Source organism: Kushneria phosphatilytica, from assembly GCF_008247605.1.
Classification (GTDB): Bacteria; Pseudomonadota; Gammaproteobacteria; order Pseudomonadales; family Halomonadaceae; genus Kushneria; species Kushneria phosphatilytica.
The window spans coordinates 2,234,969-2,252,872 of sequence record NZ_CP043420.1; the positions used below are offsets into that span (position 1 = coordinate 2,234,969).

At 57.5% G+C, this 17,904-nt stretch carries 10 protein-coding genes and 2 tRNA genes; 7 read left to right on the top strand and 5 right to left on the bottom strand.

What is annotated here, in order from left to right:
* Window positions 1-39: 39 nt before the first annotated feature.
* A complete protein-coding gene (locus FY550_RS10335) occupies window positions 40-1,359 on the bottom strand; it encodes a M18 family aminopeptidase (protein ID WP_070977828.1) in 1,320 nt (439 codons plus the stop codon).
* A 176-nt stretch (window positions 1,360-1,535) separates the two neighbouring features.
* Between FY550_RS10335 and FY550_RS10340 the strand changes: the two genes are divergently transcribed.
* Window positions 1,536-3,731 (top strand): carboxy terminal-processing peptidase, encoded by a 2,196-nt coding sequence (locus FY550_RS10340; protein ID WP_233350198.1) that lies wholly within the window; start codon window positions 1,536-1,538, stop codon window positions 3,729-3,731.
* Window positions 3,732-3,871: 140 nt separating this feature from the next.
* Here the strand turns inward: FY550_RS10340 and FY550_RS10345 are convergent, their stop codons facing one another.
* From FY550_RS10345 to FY550_RS10360, 4 genes are all read right to left on the bottom strand, one after another.
* Window positions 3,872-4,078, bottom strand: coding sequence for a hypothetical protein (locus FY550_RS10345; protein ID WP_149054512.1), 207 nt, complete (start codon window positions 4,076-4,078; stop codon window positions 3,872-3,874).
* A 451-nt stretch (window positions 4,079-4,529) separates the two neighbouring features.
* Window positions 4,530-4,605, bottom strand: a tRNA-Asn gene (locus FY550_RS10350).
* Between the two features lie 31 nt (window positions 4,606-4,636).
* Window positions 4,637-4,712, bottom strand: a tRNA-Asn gene (locus FY550_RS10355).
* Window positions 4,713-4,817: 105 nt separating this feature from the next.
* Window positions 4,818-5,735 (bottom strand): choline ABC transporter substrate-binding protein, encoded by a 918-nt coding sequence (locus FY550_RS10360; RefSeq protein ID WP_070977930.1) that lies wholly within the window; start codon window positions 5,733-5,735, stop codon window positions 4,818-4,820.
* 248 nt (window positions 5,736-5,983) lie between these two features.
* On the opposite strand from FY550_RS10360, the gene betI reads away from it, so the two are divergent.
* From betI to FY550_RS10390, 6 genes are all read left to right on the top strand, one after another.
* Window positions 5,984-6,586, top strand: a complete 603-nt coding sequence (gene betI, locus FY550_RS10365) for a transcriptional regulator BetI (RefSeq protein WP_199287798.1) — start codon at window positions 5,984-5,986, stop codon at window positions 6,584-6,586.
* Window positions 6,587-6,649: 63 nt separating this feature from the next.
* Complete coding sequence (gene betB, locus FY550_RS10370) at window positions 6,650-8,119, top strand: betaine-aldehyde dehydrogenase (RefSeq protein WP_070977830.1); 1,470 nt, start codon at window positions 6,650-6,652, stop codon at window positions 8,117-8,119.
* 100 nt (window positions 8,120-8,219) lie between these two features.
* Complete coding sequence (gene betA, locus FY550_RS10375; protein ID WP_070977831.1) at window positions 8,220-9,920, top strand: choline dehydrogenase; 1,701 nt, start codon at window positions 8,220-8,222, stop codon at window positions 9,918-9,920.
* A 381-nt stretch (window positions 9,921-10,301) separates the two neighbouring features.
* Window positions 10,302-11,597, top strand: coding sequence for an MdtA/MuxA family multidrug efflux RND transporter periplasmic adaptor subunit (locus FY550_RS10380; RefSeq protein ID WP_070977832.1), 1,296 nt, complete (start codon window positions 10,302-10,304; stop codon window positions 11,595-11,597).
* Window positions 11,594-14,716 (top strand): multidrug efflux RND transporter permease subunit, encoded by a 3,123-nt coding sequence (locus FY550_RS10385; protein WP_149054513.1) that lies wholly within the window; start codon window positions 11,594-11,596, stop codon window positions 14,714-14,716. Before FY550_RS10380 ends, FY550_RS10385 begins: the two co-directional genes overlap by 4 nt.
* Window positions 14,713-17,772: an efflux RND transporter permease subunit gene (locus tag FY550_RS10390; protein ID WP_070977833.1), complete on the top strand. Its 3,060-nt coding sequence runs from the start codon at window positions 14,713-14,715 to the stop codon at window positions 17,770-17,772. Before FY550_RS10385 ends, FY550_RS10390 begins: the two co-directional genes overlap by 4 nt.
* The last annotated feature ends 132 nt before the right edge of the window (window positions 17,773-17,904 follow it).

Here is a 17,904-nt window from a genome sequence, read left to right on the forward strand (position 1 = left end):
GGCATCACATGATGTCGGGGCTTTTTGCGTAAAGCGGCATCAATCAAGATACGAGCGATTGCAGAAAGCCGTCAGCGCGCGAATCAGATAGTCCGGATCCATTGCACCACTGGTCTCACGGATCGAGTGCATGGCCCACTGCGCCAGACCGATATCCAGCGTCGGTAACCCGGTAGTGGTGGCCGTCAATGGCCCAATGGTACTACCACACGGCATATCGGCACGGCTGACAAAGGTCTGTACCGGCACACCTGCCTCACGACAGATATCACGAAATAATGCACCAGTAGCACTGTTGGTGGCATAGCGCTGGCTGCTGTTGACCTTGATGACAGGCCCACCGTTGAGTTGCGGTGCATGCTGAGCATCATGCTTGTCCGGCCAGGCAGGGTGACGCGCATGGGCGTTATCACAGGAAATCAGTCGCGAGCGCTGAATCATTCTGACGCGACACTCCTCAAGCCGGCCTTCCGACCCGGCCTCGTACTCGGCCAGACGACCCAGCACATCACCGAGGAAGGTACCCTGCGCCCCGCTGGAGCTGCCGCTACCAATCTCTTCGTGATCGTTGGCGATCAGCAACGCACCCTGGCGATGATCGCTATCGATCAATGCTTCCATGCTACAAAAGCAGGAGAGCAGATTATCCAGCCGTGCACCGCTGAGCATTTCACCATTCATTCCGACCCGGGCTGGCGGTTGGACATCGTAAAAACCCAGCTCGAAATCGACCACGCTTTCGAAATCATCCCCGGCGTGCTGCTCACGCAACCATTGTTCGATCAATTGCTCCAGTGAAGAGACGTTCTCATCGCTATCACTCTGATACAGCACCGGCGACATCTGAGTCTGGGCGTTGATGGCGCGCCCCTGATTGGCCTCACGATCAAGATGAATAGCCAGGCTGGGGATAACCGCCATGGCACGATCAATATCAAGAAGCCTTGGCGCCAGTCTGCCCTCCCGGGTGCGGACATGGACCCGGCCGGCAATACCCAGATCGCGATCAAACCAGGGCGCCAACAGAGCGCCTCCATACACCTCGACACCCAGTCGCAACCAGTCCGGCCCCTTTAACAGCCCTTCGCGCTTGATACGCAGCATGGGACTATCGGTATGCGCACCCATGATACGCAATGATAGCGGCTCGGATTCGGGAAGTTGAAAAGCGACCAGCGCTGAACCATTGCGTGTGCAGTAATAACGTCCACCGGGTCGCAACGACCAGCGCTCTGTTTCCTCAAGATGTTCGAAACCAGCGGCCTCGAACCGCTCAATCATGCCGGCCGTGGCATGCCAGGCCGTCGGCGATCGCTCAAGAAAATGCAACAATCGCTCAATGCTTGAAGACTGAAACATGCTTTTCCCTGTCAATGCTTATCGTGGATGACATCGTCGGCCTGCTACAATCGGAAGCCTGTATGTCAGACTGGTACGTCATCCATCCCTCATGAAGCATGGCCGACACGGTCGAAGAATCGGAAGTACCTGAATCATCAGGTGTCAGTTTACATGAAACCGGGAGAGCCTCATTGATGAGCCCGTTTGCTATGGTGCGACAGGCGGTGGTTTTTGCGCTGTGTGTCGTGATGGCCCTGCCCACCCTGGCCGCCGAGCAGGACAGGATTGTCCCTACCGATATTGGTGAACAGACCGCCCAGGAAGTCGCACAATCGCTGCGCTATGGTCACTATGAAGATGTCAGCCTGGATCAGCAGTGGTCCGAAAAAGCCTGGCAGCGCATGCTGGATATGATCGACCCTCAGCATGCCTACCTGCTGGAGGATGATATCGAGCAGTATTCGGATCTCGGCCGGCATTACAGTGACTCCCTTGAAAAAGGGGATCTTGATCGGCTCTATGCCTTTTACAATCTTTATCAGCAGCGCATCGAAAATCGTCTTCAATGGCTACTCGATCAGCTTGGAAAGACGCAGCATTTCGATTTCGATGGTCAGGGTCGCCTGGCCACTGATGACGAGGATCGCGAGTGGGCCTCTTCCCCTTCCCAGCTCGATGAGCTCTGGCACAAGCGACTGAAAAACGCAGCGTTACAGCTGGCCCTGTCAGGCGCCTCCGAAGATGAGTCTGCTTCCGAACCAGATGAAGAACGTCAGCCCGACATCCCTGGCAAGCCCTCTCGAAATGAGACTGCGGCCCCCCAGGGCCATGATCAGAGCGATCAGGACAATAATCACGATCTTCGCATGATGGATGACAGCGCCATCATCAAGCAGCTCAAAAAACGTTATTCCAATCAGCTTGAACGAGTACGCCAGACCAACAGCGAGGATGTGCTCAGCGTCATTCTCAATGCTGCGGGCAGTTCCATCGACCCGCATACCGAATACTTTTCCCCAAGCCGCAGCAAATCCTTTGATATCCAGATGAAGCTGTCACTGGAAGGGATCGGTGCCCTGCTTCAGCAGGATGGTGAATACGTCAAGATTTCCAGTCTGGTGCCCGGAGGTCCGGCCGAGAAGAGCGGTCTGCTCAAGCCGGCCGATCGCATTGTCGCTGTCGGTCAGGGAGAGAGTGGAGACCTGACCAGCGTCGTGGGTATGCGCCTGGATGAAGTCGTGGACCTGATCCGCGGGCCCAAGGGCTCCACCGTGCGATTGGAAATCATTCCGGCCAAGGCGGTGGATACGACCCAGACCCGAGTGGTCAGGATTACAAGGGATACCGTCAAGCTGGAAGATCAGGCTGCCAGCAGTCAGGTTATTGACATCAAACGTGGCAATCAGCAACACCGCATTGGTGTTATCAAGGTTCCCATGTTCTATGTTGACTTTCAGGCCGAGCAGGAAGGCAGAAAGAACTACCGCAGTACCACACGCGATGTTCACCGGTTGATCGACAAGCTCAAACAGCAGAATGTCGAGGGGATCGTGCTGGACCTGCGCGGTAATGGCGGTGGTGCGCTTCAGGAAGCGAATTCGATGATCGGACTGTTCATCGACCGAGGTCCCACGGTGCAGGTACGTGATGCTCAGGGTCGTATCAGTCTGCTGGGAGACACCGACCGGGGCGTTGCCTATAACGGGCCATTGGCAGTACTGGTCGATCGGTTATCAGCTTCGGCATCGGAAATCTTTGCCGGCGCCATTCAGGATTACGGTCGTGGATTGATCCTGGGTAATCAGACCTTTGGCAAGGGTACAGTACAAACACTGGATGACCTGGATCATGGCGAGCTCAAACTGACGCGTGCCAAGTTCTATCGTATTACCGGCGCCAGTACCCAACTGCGCGGCGTCAAGCCGGATATCAGCTATCCCAGTCTGGTCGATCCTGATGAAATAGGTGAAAGTGCGCTCCCCAACGCGCTGCCATGGGATACGGTCCGTCCGGTCAGTTATCGGGAATATGGCAACCCTCAACGTTACCTGCCGCAGTTGCGTCAATCGCATGAACGGCGCGCCAGCGAAGATCCCAACTTTCATTACCTCAAGCGTGAGGCGGAGCTGGCACACAAGCTGCGTGAGCAGAACAACAGCGTCAGTCTCAACATCCACCAGCGCAAGCGGGAAATGGAAGCTCAGGAGGCCGAGCAACTGTCATTGGAAAACCAGCGACGCAAGGCCCTGGGCGAAAAACCGATCGAGAGCTGGGCTGACGCCCGAGGCGCCGATGAGGATCAAACGCCCATTGATCAGGCGCAGCTAAGGGAGAGCGCCAATATTATGCTCGACTATGCGCATCGTCTGGAACAACAGTCAGGTTCATGAGTCCCGATTGAAACAGGACTCATGATATGGCAACGGCCATGCCCTGATCGGGCATGGCCGTTTTTTTCACCATCTCATCGCTTTCACGACGCATGAATGGTGAGCAATCGGCAAGAGAAACCACGTATTGATAACGCGACTCAGGCTGCGTCCGTTTCCTGTCGCATCCGATTGAGCAGCTCGACTGTATCTGCAACGCTCATCTCGTAATCGGAGAGCAATCGCTTGAGCGCCTGACGCAGATGTTCTTCGGTATCAGGCCGATTATCAAGCCCACGCAGCATTTCCCCCAATTGATTGTCCAGTGCCCACTTTTCCTTGATGGACAAAGTACTGTTACGTGCCATGTTATTCCTTTTGAGCCATCTGATGCGTTCGGTCACACGAGACGGATAACGACATGTCGTAGCCGAATCGATACAGTCGCTTGCCAGAAGGTGGAAAAGGTCGAGCCCTGCCCTGATTGAAGCTTGAACCCGTGACGATCTATATCATTCGACATGACGCACGATTGAATAAATCAGGAAAGAAACGGACCTGTTGATCAGCGGGCTACCAGATTGCCCGCACCACCCGGAGCTCATGGTCCCGGGTCGGTATAAACGCCTGAAAGGCGGGAAGAAACCATACTCTTTTAGCAAAGCTACCGGCTACTGTCAATGCGTTAAACCTGCAAGACAGCGCTCAAGTATCAAACGGCACCACAGTGAAAGGCTGTTTCAGGCAGTAGCATGGACGTCTTCGTCTGAACGGGGAATACGCATATAACGTCATGCAGTGATAACCGACAACGGAATATGGCTCCCCGAGCAGGACTCGAACCTGCGACCCAATGATTAACAGTCATTTGCTCTACCAACTGAGCTATCGGGGAATATCCGGATTGTCGGTTCAGAGGCGGGAGTTGGCTCCCCGAGCAGGACTCGAACCTGCGACCCAATGATTAACAGTCATTTGCTCTACCAACTGAGCTATCGGGGAATGCCCTGAACACGCGGCGTAGTATACGCACAGAAAAAAAGACGTCAACCCATTGCGGGCCATGAAATGTGGCGGGACGAATGCGTCCCGCCATCAGCGCGACACTTACTGCAATGAAGCGCGCACCGCTTGCAGCCCGGGCTGCCCCTCAACAGTGGTCACCCCTTTCAACCAGCCTTCGAGCGTGTCGGGATGAGCGTTCAGCCATGCACGCGCCGCCGCCATCGGCTTACGTCCCTCATCCATGATATCGCCCATCAACTCGTTTTCCATCGGCAACGTAAAGGTCATCTGCTTAAGCAGTTTTCCCGCATTGCTGCACTCGTTGACATAACCGCCACGGGTATTGGTGTAAACCGTCGCGCCACCATAGTTCGGCCCGAAATAATCATCGGCACCACTGAGGTACCCCATATCGAAACGTGTGTTCATGGGATGCGGTGCCCAGCCAAGGAATACTATCCATTCCTTGTTGCGGGTGGCCGTTTTGACCTGGGAGAGCATGCCGGCCTCGCTGGAAGCCACCAGATTCCAGTCCCCCAGCCCGTCAAAATTCTGATCGATCATCTCCTGGATGATCTGATTGCCATCATTGCCAGCTTCGATGCCATAAATCTTCCCATCAAAGCGGTCACGATGCTTATCCAGGTCCGCTACCGAGGTAATGCCTGCATCAATAACATATTGAGGAACAGCCAACGTATATTTGGCACCTTTCAGATTGGCCGTCAGGCGATCCACCTGCCCCTTGTCGATATAGGGATCGCTGATAGAGGCCATCGAAGGCATCCAGTTGCCCAGAAACACGTCCAGATCGCCGGTCTTGAGCCCCGAGTAAGCTACCGGTACCGAAACCGTATCCGAGCGTGTATCGTATCCAAGTCCTGCGAAAACAGTGCGAGCCAGTGCTGTCGTGGCGGTGATATCAGTCCAGCCCACCTCTGCAAAGCGAACCGTCTGACAGGATTCCGGAACATCCGCCATTACATTGGCCGACATGCCCGTAACACTGATCAGCGCCATCATTGCCAGTGTTTTACCGGAAAGCGGCAGCGCTCCCTTACCTTGCGTTTTCATTGATCATTTCCTTGTATTATTCAAATAGATAGTCAGTGCAATGAAAGTCGCTCTCGCAAGAGCGGGTCACGGCAATTATCATCAAGGATTATTGCAGAGCTGGAACTATAACACTATTTTTTATTGATTGACCGTTCAATAAAAAAAGCTACAATGCATCGACACGCACGGTGTCGATAGGCGAGGAGAGACACGTGCCAAAGCTCGGAATGGAGCCGATACGCAGGCAGCAGCTGATCGAGGCCACCATGGCGGCCATTGATGAGGTCGGTCTGGCGGATACCACGGTGGCGGTCATTGCTCGCAGGGCGGGTGTTTCCACCGGAATCATCAGTCATTACTTCGGTGGCAAGGACGGCCTGCTGGAAGCCACCATGCGTCGTATCCTAGGAGATCTGGGCGAGTCCGTCCGTCAGCGTCGCGTCATTCTCGAGCAGAATACGGCACGAGGCCATTTGCGAGCCATTGTCGAAGGAAACTTCGATCGCAGTCAGGTCAGCCAGTCAGTCATGAAAACCTGGCTGGCCTTCTGGGCAACCAGCATGCACAAGCCGACGCTGCAACGGCTGCAATATGTCAACGACCGACGACTTCACTCCAATCTCAGTTACCAGTTTCGACGCCACATGGATCGTGACAGCGCACGACGCGCTGCCAGTGGGCTCGCAGCACTGATAGACGGATTGTGGCTGCGTGGCGCGCTGGCACCCGAAGGCATCAATATCACGCGTGCCGTGGCCCTGGCCCACGAGTACGTGGACGAACAACTGGCCGGCACCACTGCTGCGGCCCAATGATCAACGTGAACGCTCGGGCGTTCGACCATACTGTTTCTACATCCTTATAAAAGGAGCCTTGTCATGGCCGAATTCGATACTCAGCAACTGTTCATCGGCGGCACTCGCGTGGATGCCACATCCGGGCAAACCTTTGAGTCCATCAACCCCTGGGATGGCAGTGTCCTGGCCGATATCCAGCAGGCCAGTCAGGCCGATGTCGATCGCGCCGTGGCAGCTGCACGTGAAGGACAGAAGGTCTGGGCAGCCATGACTGCCATGGAACGTTCCCGTATTCTGAACCGTGCCGTGGCTCTGCTGCGCGAGCGCAATGACGAGATTGCCCGGGTAGAAACCCTGGATACCGGCAAGCCGCTGAGTGAAACGACTGCGGTAGACATCGTGACCGGCGCCGATGTGCTGGAATATTACGCCGGTCTTGCAATGTCGGTCGAAGGTGAGCAAATCCCTCTGCGCACGGACTCCTTTGTCTATACCCGACGCGAACCACTGGGGGTGTGTGGTGCCATCGGCGCATGGAATTATCCGATTCAGATTGCCTGCTGGAAATCGGCCCCGGCTTTGGCCACCGGCAATGCGGTCGTTTTCAAGCCCAGTGAAGTGACTCCGCTGACCACCATGATGCTGGCTGAAATCTTCTCTGAAGCCGGTCTGCCTGATGGTGTGTTCAACGTCGTTCATGGCGATGGCAGCGTTGGTGCGATGCTGACCGGCCATCCGGGTATCGACAAGATCTCCTTTACCGGTGAAGCCGGAACCGGCAAGAAGGTCATGAGCGCCGCGGCATCTTCGTCGCTCAAGGATGTCACCATGGAGCTGGGGGGCAAGTCACCGCTGATCGTATTCGCCGACGCCGACCTCGACCGAGCCGCCGATGGCGCGATGATGGCCAATTTCTACTCATCCGGTCAGGTCTGCACCAATGGTACCCGGGTCTTCGTTGAACGCTCGGTAAAGGCCGAATTCGAAGCCAAACTGCTTGAGCGGGTGGAACGCGTACGCGCTGGTGACCCCATGGACATGGCGACCAACTTCGGTCCACTGGTCAGCTTCGAACATCTTGAAAAGGTCACCGAGTACCTGGAAATCGGCAAACAGGAAAATGCTCGCCTGCTGATCGGGGGTTCGCGCATGACCGAAGGCGACTTCGGCAAGGGCGCGTTCGTGGCTCCGACCATCTTCACCGATTGCAGTGACGACATGCGTATCGTCCGCGAAGAGATTTTCGGACCGGTCATGTCGGTGCTCTCCTTCGACGATGAGGCAGAAGTCATTCGCCGCGCCAATAATACAGAATATGGCCTGGCCGCCGGAGTTTTCACCGAAGGGCTCAACCGCGCTCACCGGGTAGTTCACCAGCTCGAAGCCGGCATCTGCTGGGTCAACACCTGGGGGGACTCCCCGGCCGAAATGCCGGTAGGCGGTTACAAGCACTCCGGAGTCGGCCGCGAAAACGGCATGTTGACACTGGATCATTATACCCAGGTCAAGTCGGTCCAGATCGAGATGGGGCCTTTCGAGTCCGCTTTTTAAGAGGTTTCCACTGTACGTCATGGATGCCATCGGCGATGGCATCCCCTCCCCGATTCCACAACGGTCAAAAACATGACCGCGATAATAGCCAGGAGGGCCCATGGCTCAGATCCGTGAATACGATTATGTGATCATTGGTGCCGGTTCTGCCGGTAACGTGCTGGCCGCCCGCCTCACCGAAGATGAAGGTGTCACCGTACTGCTACTGGAAGCTGGCGGGCCCGACTATCGCTTTGATTTTCGAACCCAGATGCCTGCCGCACTTGCTTATCCGCTCCAGGGCAAACGTTACAACTGGGCGTTCGAAACCGATCCCGAGCCACACATGAACAATCGCCGCATGGAGTGCGGTCGCGGCAAGGGACTGGGAGGTTCATCGCTGATCAATGGCATGGCCTACATTCGCGGCAATGCACTGGACCTGGAGGGGTGGGCCGAGCAGCCGGGGCTGGCAGACTGGCGCTACGGTAACTGTCTGCCCTACTACCGCAAGGCTGAAAGCCGCGACATCGGTGGCAACGAGTATCATGGGGATCATGGTCCGGTCAGTGTGGCAACGCCCAAACCGGGCAACAACCCTCTCTATCGAGCCTTTATCGAGGCCGGGGTGCAGGCCGGTTACGGTGCCACCGACGATCTCAATGGCTACAAGCAGGAAGGCTTCGGGCCAATGGATCGCACCACCACCCCCAACGGCCGGCGCGCCTCCACGGCCCGCGGCTATCTGGACATGGCACGCGAACGTGACACCCTGACCATTGAAACGCATGCCATGACCGATCGCATCCTGTTCGAGGGCAAGCGTGCCATTGGTGTGGCCTACTCGCGCAAGGGAGAACCCCGGGAAGTACGAGCACGCCGCGAGGTGCTGCTATGCGCGGGTGCCATTGCGTCGCCGGCGATTCTGCAACGCTCTGGCGTAGGCGATCCCGAATGGCTGAAGGAAGCCGGTGTCGAGGTCATTCATGAACTGCCTGCAGTCGGTCGCAATCTGCAGGATCACCTGGAAATGTATATTCAGTATGAGTGCAAGCAGCCTATTACGCTCTACTCGGCACTGAAATGGTACAACCAGCCGCAGATCGGCGCCGAATGGCTCTTTCAGGGCAAGGGCATCGGTGCCAGTAATCAGTTCGAAGCAGGGGGGTTCATTCGTACCGAAGAGGGCGAGGCCTGGCCGAATCTGCAATATCATTTCCTGCCCTGCGCGATCAGCTACAACGGCAAGAGCGCCGTGCAGGCACATGGTTTCCAGGCCCATGTCGGCTCGATGCGCTCCAAGAGTCGCGGTCGTATCCGCATCCGCTCGCGTGATCCCAACGAGGCGCCCAGCATCCTGTTCAATTACATGAGCGAGGCGCGTGACTGGCAGGAGTTTCGCGATGCCATCCGCATAACCCGGCGGATCATGGAGCAACCGGCCATGGACCCGTATCGCAAGCGTGAAATTTCGCCGGGGCCGGAAATACAGAGCGACGAACAACTGGATGAGTTTGTACGTGATGAAGCGGAAACCGCCTATCATCCCTGTGGCAGCTGCCGGATGGGGGAAGGGCCGGAGACGGTGGTCGATGGTCAGGGCCGGGTACATGGTATGGAAGGATTGCGGGTCATCGATGCATCGCTGATGCCCATCATTGTCACCGGCAATCTCAACGCGACGACCATCATGATGGCAGAAAAGCTGGCAGATCGAGTACGCGGCCGTGAACCACTGCCGCCATCGAAGGCTCCCTTCCATACCGCTCACGGCAAACAGCAGAATGCCCGTTCAGCAGATCCGTCTGATACACACGAATAACGGCTTTGGCAGGGACATTGCTGTCATCCTGTAAAAGGGCGACCTGCGGGTCGCCTTTTAACTTGCCGGGGCTCAAGCGCCTTGCGCAGTCAGGTCAATTGAAACAATCCGACCGGGCGTGCGCCTGATCCGTTGAACCCGGCATCATCGGTCGACTGTCCATATATCAGTCATCCTTCAGGTAAAACTCTTTATCGCAACACTGGCGATGCTATGCTTTGCCGCTTGCACCGGTAGCCGTGATACAACCCCGAAGAGTACACACTCTTTCCATAATCCAGCCCGGAAGACCGGTTATGCTGGAATCACTTCGGATCCCCGGACCAACCGCATTGTCACCGGCCGATCGGCCATGGTTTTGCCAATACAGTATGAAGGCTCATGACAGAATCACCCCGGAAACATCGCAAGCGCTGGTTGATTGCCCTGCTATTCCTGATGGTCATCGCGGCTCTGGCCATCGGCTGGTGGCTGACACATGACAGCAGTCCAAAGGAGTCCAGCTCATCATCCGCAGGCCCGGGGCAAGGCGGAGGTACTACCTCGGTAGCGGCCATCGCTGCTGCCAGGGAGGATTTTCCGGTTTATCTATCTGCGCTCGGCACGGTCACTTCCCTGCATCGCATTGAAATCCGCCCCCGCGTGGAAGGTGAACTACTGTCGGTCAATTTCCATGAAGGTGACCGGGTTGAAAAGGGCGATGTACTGGCTCGTATCGACCCACGCACCTACCAGGCGCAGCTTGATCAGGCCAAAGGCCAGCTGGAACAGGATCTTGCTCAATTGAAAACGGCTCGTCAGAACCTTGAACGCTACCAGAAGCTGATCCGGACCAATTACATTTCGCGTCAGGATCTGGATGAGCAAAAGCAACTGGTGCAGCAATATCAGGGCACGGTATCGGCAGATCGAGCCAATGTGCAGAATGCCCAGGTAGAACTGGACTACACCTCCATCGAGGCGCCCATTTCCGGACGCATCGGCATTCGCAATGTCGACCCGGGCAATATCGTCCAGCTCGGCGATGAAGAGCCCATTGCCACATTGACGCAGCTATCTCCGATTTCGGTCATCTTCTCGATGCCCTCGCAATATCGGGCCCCCATCCAGCACCGGCTTAACAGTGATGGCACACTGAACGTACAGGCGCTCGACAGTGATGAATCCACCGTGCTTGCCCGTGGTGAACTGGCCAGCATCAATAGTCAGATTGATACTGCAACGGGCACGGTGCGCATGCGGGCACGCTTTGACAATGACGACCTGACGCTGTTTCCCAGCGCCTTCGTCAATGTGCGCCTGCGGCTGAAAACCATCCCCGATGCGATCGTGATTCCCCTGACGGCTATTCAGAACAGTGACGATGGCAATTTCGTCTATGTCGTTGATAACGATAATACGGTGCGGCGCCAGGCTGTCGAAATCGCCGCCAGTGACGATCGTCACACCGCCATCACCTCAGGCGTCGAAGCCGGCCAGCAGGTGGTGGTCGATGGCGTCGACCGGCTGCGCGATGGCGCCCACGTCAGAGTGGTCAGCCACAGCCTCCCCGGTGAAAGCAACAGTGATGAAGCCTCGCCCGGCAGTGCTGCGGCCACTCAGGATGAGGATGGTACAGCCAGCCCTCAGGCAGAAGAAACGACTGATCACCGAAACGGTAACAACGCGAATTCATGAATCCATCGCGCCTGTTCATACTTCGCCCTGTTGCCACCTCGCTGGTCATGATGGCGATTCTGATCGCCGGCATTCTCGCTTATCGTTTACTGCCGGTCGCATCGCTACCGCAGGTGGACTACCCCACCATTCAGGTCAGAACGCTTTATCCCGGGGCCGGTCCGGATGTCATGCTCTCCAATGTTACCGCCCCATTGGAGGATGAGCTCGGCGAGATTTCAGGGCTGGAAGATATGCGTTCGACCAGCACCGGGGGGGCTTCGGTCATTACGCTGCGCTTTGGTCTGGATACCGACCTGGGCGTTGCCGAACAGGGGGTACAGGCTGCCATCAATCAGGCGGATAACCTGCTGCCGGATGACCTGCCCATGCCGCCCAGTTACAGCAAGGTCAATCCTGCTGACGCACCGGTCATGACGCTGGCAGTCCGATCCGACTCACTCCCGCTGACGCGGGTCTACGACCTGGTCGATACCCGCATGATTCCAAAGCTTGCTCAGGTCTCCGGCGTCGGTCTGGTCTCGCTTGCCGGAGGGCATCAGCCAGCCGTACGTGTCCGGGTCAACCCTCGCGCCCTGGCGTCACGCGGGCTCGATCTGGAGGCGGTACGTGAAGCGATTGCCAGTGCCAATGTCAACCAGGCCAAGGGCAGCATCAATGGCCCCTATCGGGCATTGAGCATTGATGCCAACGATCAGCTGACATCAGCCGATGAATATCGCCAGCTGATCCTCAAGTCGAACGATGACGGTGCCGTCGTACGCCTGCAGGATGTTGCCCGCGTCACCAATGGCTCGGAAAACGCCTGGTTGGCCGCATGGGCCAATCGCGACAAGGCAGTCATCGTCAATATTCAGCGTCAGCCTGGCGCCAATGTCATCAGCGTGGCCAATGCCATCAAGCAGATGCTGCCGAATCTGGAGCGGTCGGTGCCGGGCAATATCGATATCCGGGTCTTGACCGATCGCACCACAACCATTCGTGCCTCGGTCCATGATGTCCAGTTCGAACTGGTGCTGGCGGTCGCGCTGGTGGTCATGGTGACCTTCCTGTTTCTGCGCAATATTCCTGCCACCCTCATTCCCAGCCTGGCCGTACCGCTCTCGCTGGTGGGCACCTTCGCCGTCATGCATCTGGCCGGGTTCAGTCTCAACAACCTGACGCTGATGGCACTCACCATTGCTACCGGTTTCGTGATCGACGATGCCATTGTGGTACTGGAAAACATCATGCGTCATGTGGAGCGTGGCGAACGGGCGCGCGATGCCGCGCTGCGGGGCTCCCGGGAAATCGGTTTCACCATCGTGTCGCTGACGGTCTCGCTGCTCGCCGTACTCATTCCACTGCTGTTCATGGGCGATGTGGTCGGGCGTCTGTTCCGCGAATTCGCGATTACGCTGGCCATAGCCATTGTGATCTCGGCTTTCGTCTCGCTGACCCTGACCCCGATGCTCTGCTCGCTCATGCTGCGACGACGCGGCGAGACGCCCGCCAGAGAGGAAGAAGATGACGTCGAAGCATTGATGCGTCAGCGCTCGGGTCTGTTCGGTCGACTGCACGGTGGCTACGATCGCGCCCTGCGATGGGTGCTGAATCACCAACGCCTGACCCTGTTGGTGGCCGCTGCAACCTTCGTGGTCACTGCCGGGCTGTATCTCTCCATCGCCAAGGGACTCTTTCCGACCCAGGATACCGGCGTCATACGCGGGATTTCGGAAGCCGAACAATCCACCTCCTTCAAGGCCATGGCACACCGACAGCAACAGCTGGCCGATCTCATCCTCAAGGATCCGGCTGTCGAGAGCCTCTCCTCCTACATCGGCATTGATGGCACCAACAACACCCTCAACACCGGTCGCTTTCAGATCAATCTCAAGCCGATTGACGAACGAAAAGCCAGTGCTACAGAGATCAGCCGGCGGCTGAGTGAACAGGCACGGCAGATTGCCGGGATCACCCTCTATCTCCAGCCGATTCAGGACCTCACGCTGGAAGACACCATCAGTCGCAATCAGTATCAGTTCACCCTGACCAATGGCGATCGCCAGCAGCTCGAAAGTGTCGTACCGGCCATGCTCCATGAACTGCGACAATCACCCGCCATTGCCAGTGCCACCACCGATTTGCAGAATAATGGTCTGGCGCTGCGCCTGAAGGTCGATCGTGACCGCGCCAATCGACTGGGCGTGACCATGGCCGATATCGATGCCACCCTCTACGATGCGTTCGGCCAGCGCCTGATATCGACCATTTTCACCCAATCCAATCAGTACCGAGTGGTGCTGAGTGTGTCGCAGGCACAGCAGGATGGACCTTCCGCCATCGATCATCTCTATGTCACCAACGATAATGATGACCAGGTGCCATTATCGACGCTGGTCTCCATCGACACACGCCCCCGAGCACTCTCCATCCAGCGCGAGAATCAGTTTCCAGCGGCCCTGATCTCTTTTGATGTGGCACCGGGACACTCACTGTCGGAAGCCTTCAATGCCATCGATCAGGCGCGTCAGGATACAGCGCTTACATCGGACACACGGCTTGAATATCAGGGCTCAGCGCGCAGCTTTGCCGGCTCCACCAGCAACACCCTATGGCTGATTCTGGCCGCCATCGTCACCATGTATATCGTGCTGGGGATCCTCTATGAGAGCTTCATTCATCCGCTGACCATTCTGTCTACTCTGCCCTCGGCGGCCATCGGCGCCCTGCTGGCACTGATACTGACCGGCCATGAACTCGGTATGGTCGGCATCATTGGCATCATCCTGTTGATCGGTATCGTCAAGAAGAATGCCATCATGATGATCGACTTCGCCCTGCAGGCGCAGCGGCATGATCACATGCCTCCGCGGGAAGCGATCTATCGGGCCGCCCTGCTGCGTTTCCGGCCGATCATGATGACGACCTTTGCAGCGTTGCTGGGGGCGGTCCCACTGATGCTGGCTTCCGGCTATGGTGCCGAGCTGCGTCAGCCGCTGGGGCTATCGATGGTGGGTGGGCTGCTGGTCAGCCAGCTGCTGACCCTGTTTACCACACCGGTGATCTATCTCGCCTTCGAGCGGCTGGCGCCCCAGCGCATCGTGAGCGATGCCACTCGCCAGGATGGCGCCTCGTGAGTCTGTCGGAACCCTTCATCAGACGACCGATTGCCACCGCCCTGTTAACGCTGGCGGTGGTGCTCTCGGGCATGCTGGCCTACGTACGTCTGCCGATCGCGCCCCTGCCCGATGTTGCCTTTCCGAGTATTGTGGTCAGTGCTCAACTCTCGGGCGCCAATCCGCAAACCATGGCCTCGACGGTGGCTACACCGCTGGAGCGATCGCTGGGCCAGATTGCCGGCATCAACCAGATGTCTTCGTCGAGTTCACGCGGCACGACGCGCATCACGATTCAGTTTGACCTCGACAAGGACGTCAACGAAGCCGCTCGCGAGGTGCAGGCCGCCATCAACCGGGCCGAGCCGCTGCTACCCAGCGCCATGACCAGTTCACCGACCTACAGGAAGCTCAACCCATCAAGCGCGCCGATCATGATTCTGGCATTGACCTCGGATGCCATCAGTCAGGGAGAACGCTATAACCTTGCCGATGACGTTATCGCCCCCCGTATTGCCCAGGTCGAAGGTGTGGGTGATGTCAATGTCGGCGGCAGTTCCTCACCCGCCGTACGGGTCGATCTCGACCCTCGGTCACTGGAGCATGCCGGACTGGCTCTTGGCGATGTGCGTCAGGCAATTACAGCGGCCAACAGCAATCGTCCCAAGGGCTTCATCGACGGCGAGCGCCACCGTTTCATGCTCGACAGTAACAGCCAGTTGTTCGAAGCTTCGGACTATCGCCAGCTGATACTGCGCAGCGACGACAGTGGTCATGTGCTGCGTCTGGGTGATGTTGCCAGAGTCACCAACGGTGTCGAGGATGAACAACGCATCGGCTTTCTCAATCATCAGCCTGCGGTACTGCTGGTTATCAGTGCCTCTGCCGGTGCCAACATCATTCGTACCATCGAAGGCATTCGCGATCGCATGCCGGCCATCGAACAGGCCTTGCCGGGCGATGCCCATCTCGATGTCGTACTGGACCGTTCCCCGGGCATTCAGGCGTCACTCAATGAAACCCAGCTGACCCTGATACTGGCGGTCGTGCTGGTGGTACTGGTTGTCTTCGTATTCCTGCGCAGCGGACGCGCCACCCTGATCCCCTGCGCTGCCATTCCGGTCTCGCTGATCGGCACCTTCGGCATCATGCATCTGCTGGGGTATTCACTGGATACGCTATCGCTGATGGCACTGGTGGTCGCTATCGGCTTCATTGTTGATGATGCCATCGTGGTGGTCGAAAACATTGCCCGCCATCTCGAGCGCGGTGAGGCGCCCTTTCAGGCGGCGCTCCAGGGAGCACGCGAAGTCGGCTTTACCGTGCTATCGATGAGCCTGTCATTGATTGCCGTCTTCATTCCCCTGTTATTGCTGGGGGGGCTGATCGGTCGCCTTTTCCATGAGTTCGCCATGACGCTGGCCATCGCGATCATGGTGTCACTGCTGATCTCGCTCACCCTGACGCCGATGCTGTGCGCTCGCTGGCTTCGGGTGACGGATGAACGTCAGCATACCCCCCTGTGGAAACGCATTATCGAACGCAGCGGCAGCCTGATCACTCGGGCATACGCGCGCAGCCTTGATTTTTCGCTGCGCCATCGCCGTCTGACACTGCTCTCGCTAATCGCTGTCATCGTCCTTAATGGCTATCTCTATACCGCTATCGACAAGGGCTTCGTACCTGATCAGGACACGGGTCGATTACTGGGGTTTGCTCGTGGCGATCAAAGCCTCTCCTTTCAGGCCATGAGCCACAAGCTCGATCACATGCGAGACCGCCTGCTGGCAGACCCGGACGTCAACCGGGTGCTGGGATTCATCGGCGGCGGCCGGGATGGCAGCAGCAGTGAAGCGACCCTGTTCATCACGCTCAAGGACAATCGCAGCGCCAACACCAGTGCAACAGCCAATCGGCTGAGCGCCATGTTCCGCGACACGGCCGGACTCAATGTTTTCATGTTCGGCCTGCAGGATCTGCGTGCGGGCAGTCATGACAGCAGCAGCGGCCAGTATGAACTGACACTGAAAAGTGATGACCTTGCGCTGCTGAGGAAGTGGGAACCCCGGGTCACCCAGGCGCTGCGGGGACTTGACGACATCACCGGGGTAGACAGCGACAGTCGTACCAGTGGTCAGGCGATGATGGTGGTCGTGGACCGTGACAAGGCGTCACGGCTGGGTGTGAACATGCAGGCTGTCGATGAGGTACTGCAGAACTCCTTCAGCCAGCGCAAGGTCTCCAGCGTTTACCAGGGCACCAACCAGTACTATGTGGTCATGGAGGTGGGCAAGGCCTGGCAGAACTCCCCCCAGGCACTGCAAGGCATTCATGTTATCGATGGCGATGGCGAGCGCATTCCGCTCTCTGCCATTGCTCATCTCAAGCGCAGCACGACCCCGGTGAGTGTTCAGCACGAGGGCCAGTTCGCAGCCACCACTATCTCCTTCAATACCGTCACCGGCGTTACTCTCGATCAGGCGACTACTGCCATCAGCCGACAGCTGGATGAGCTCAACCTGCCGATCGACATCCAGGCTGACTTCGGTGGCAGTGCCGCTTCCTTCCAGAGCGGTGTTGCCGCCATGCCGTGGCTGATTCTTGCCGCCCTGCTGGCGGTCTATCTGGTACTGGGTATCCTTTATGAGAGCTATATTCATCCGCTCACCATCCTCTCCACCCTGCCTTCGGCCGGCATCGGTGCACTGCTGGCACTGATGCTGCTGAACAAGCCCTTCACGCTGATTGCCCTGATCGGCATCATTCTGCTGATCGGCGTGGTCAAGAAAAATGCCATCATGCTGGTGGATTTTGCCCTCGACGCCGAACGCTCCCGCGCTCTGAGCGCCCGGGAAGCCATTTACGAAGCGGCCATGGTCCGCTTTCGTCCAATCATGATGACCACCCTGGCCGCCATCCTGGGTGCCATTCCCCTCACACTGGGGACCGACGAAAACGCGGCGTTACGTGCGCCACTGGGCATCTCGATCATCGGCGGGCTGCTGGTCAGTCAGCTGCTGACGCTCTATACCACCCCCGTGGTCTATCTCTACCTGGATCGTTTGCGACGCCGCTGACACCGTTCATTGATCCTTTTGTCATCCTGCCTTTCTCCCTGCCCAGGGCGCTTCAGCCAGCGCCCAAAGCGTTGTTCAATATCGAGCAGTGTTCATTAAATTGTGACGTTAACTTGACATCCATAACCTCAA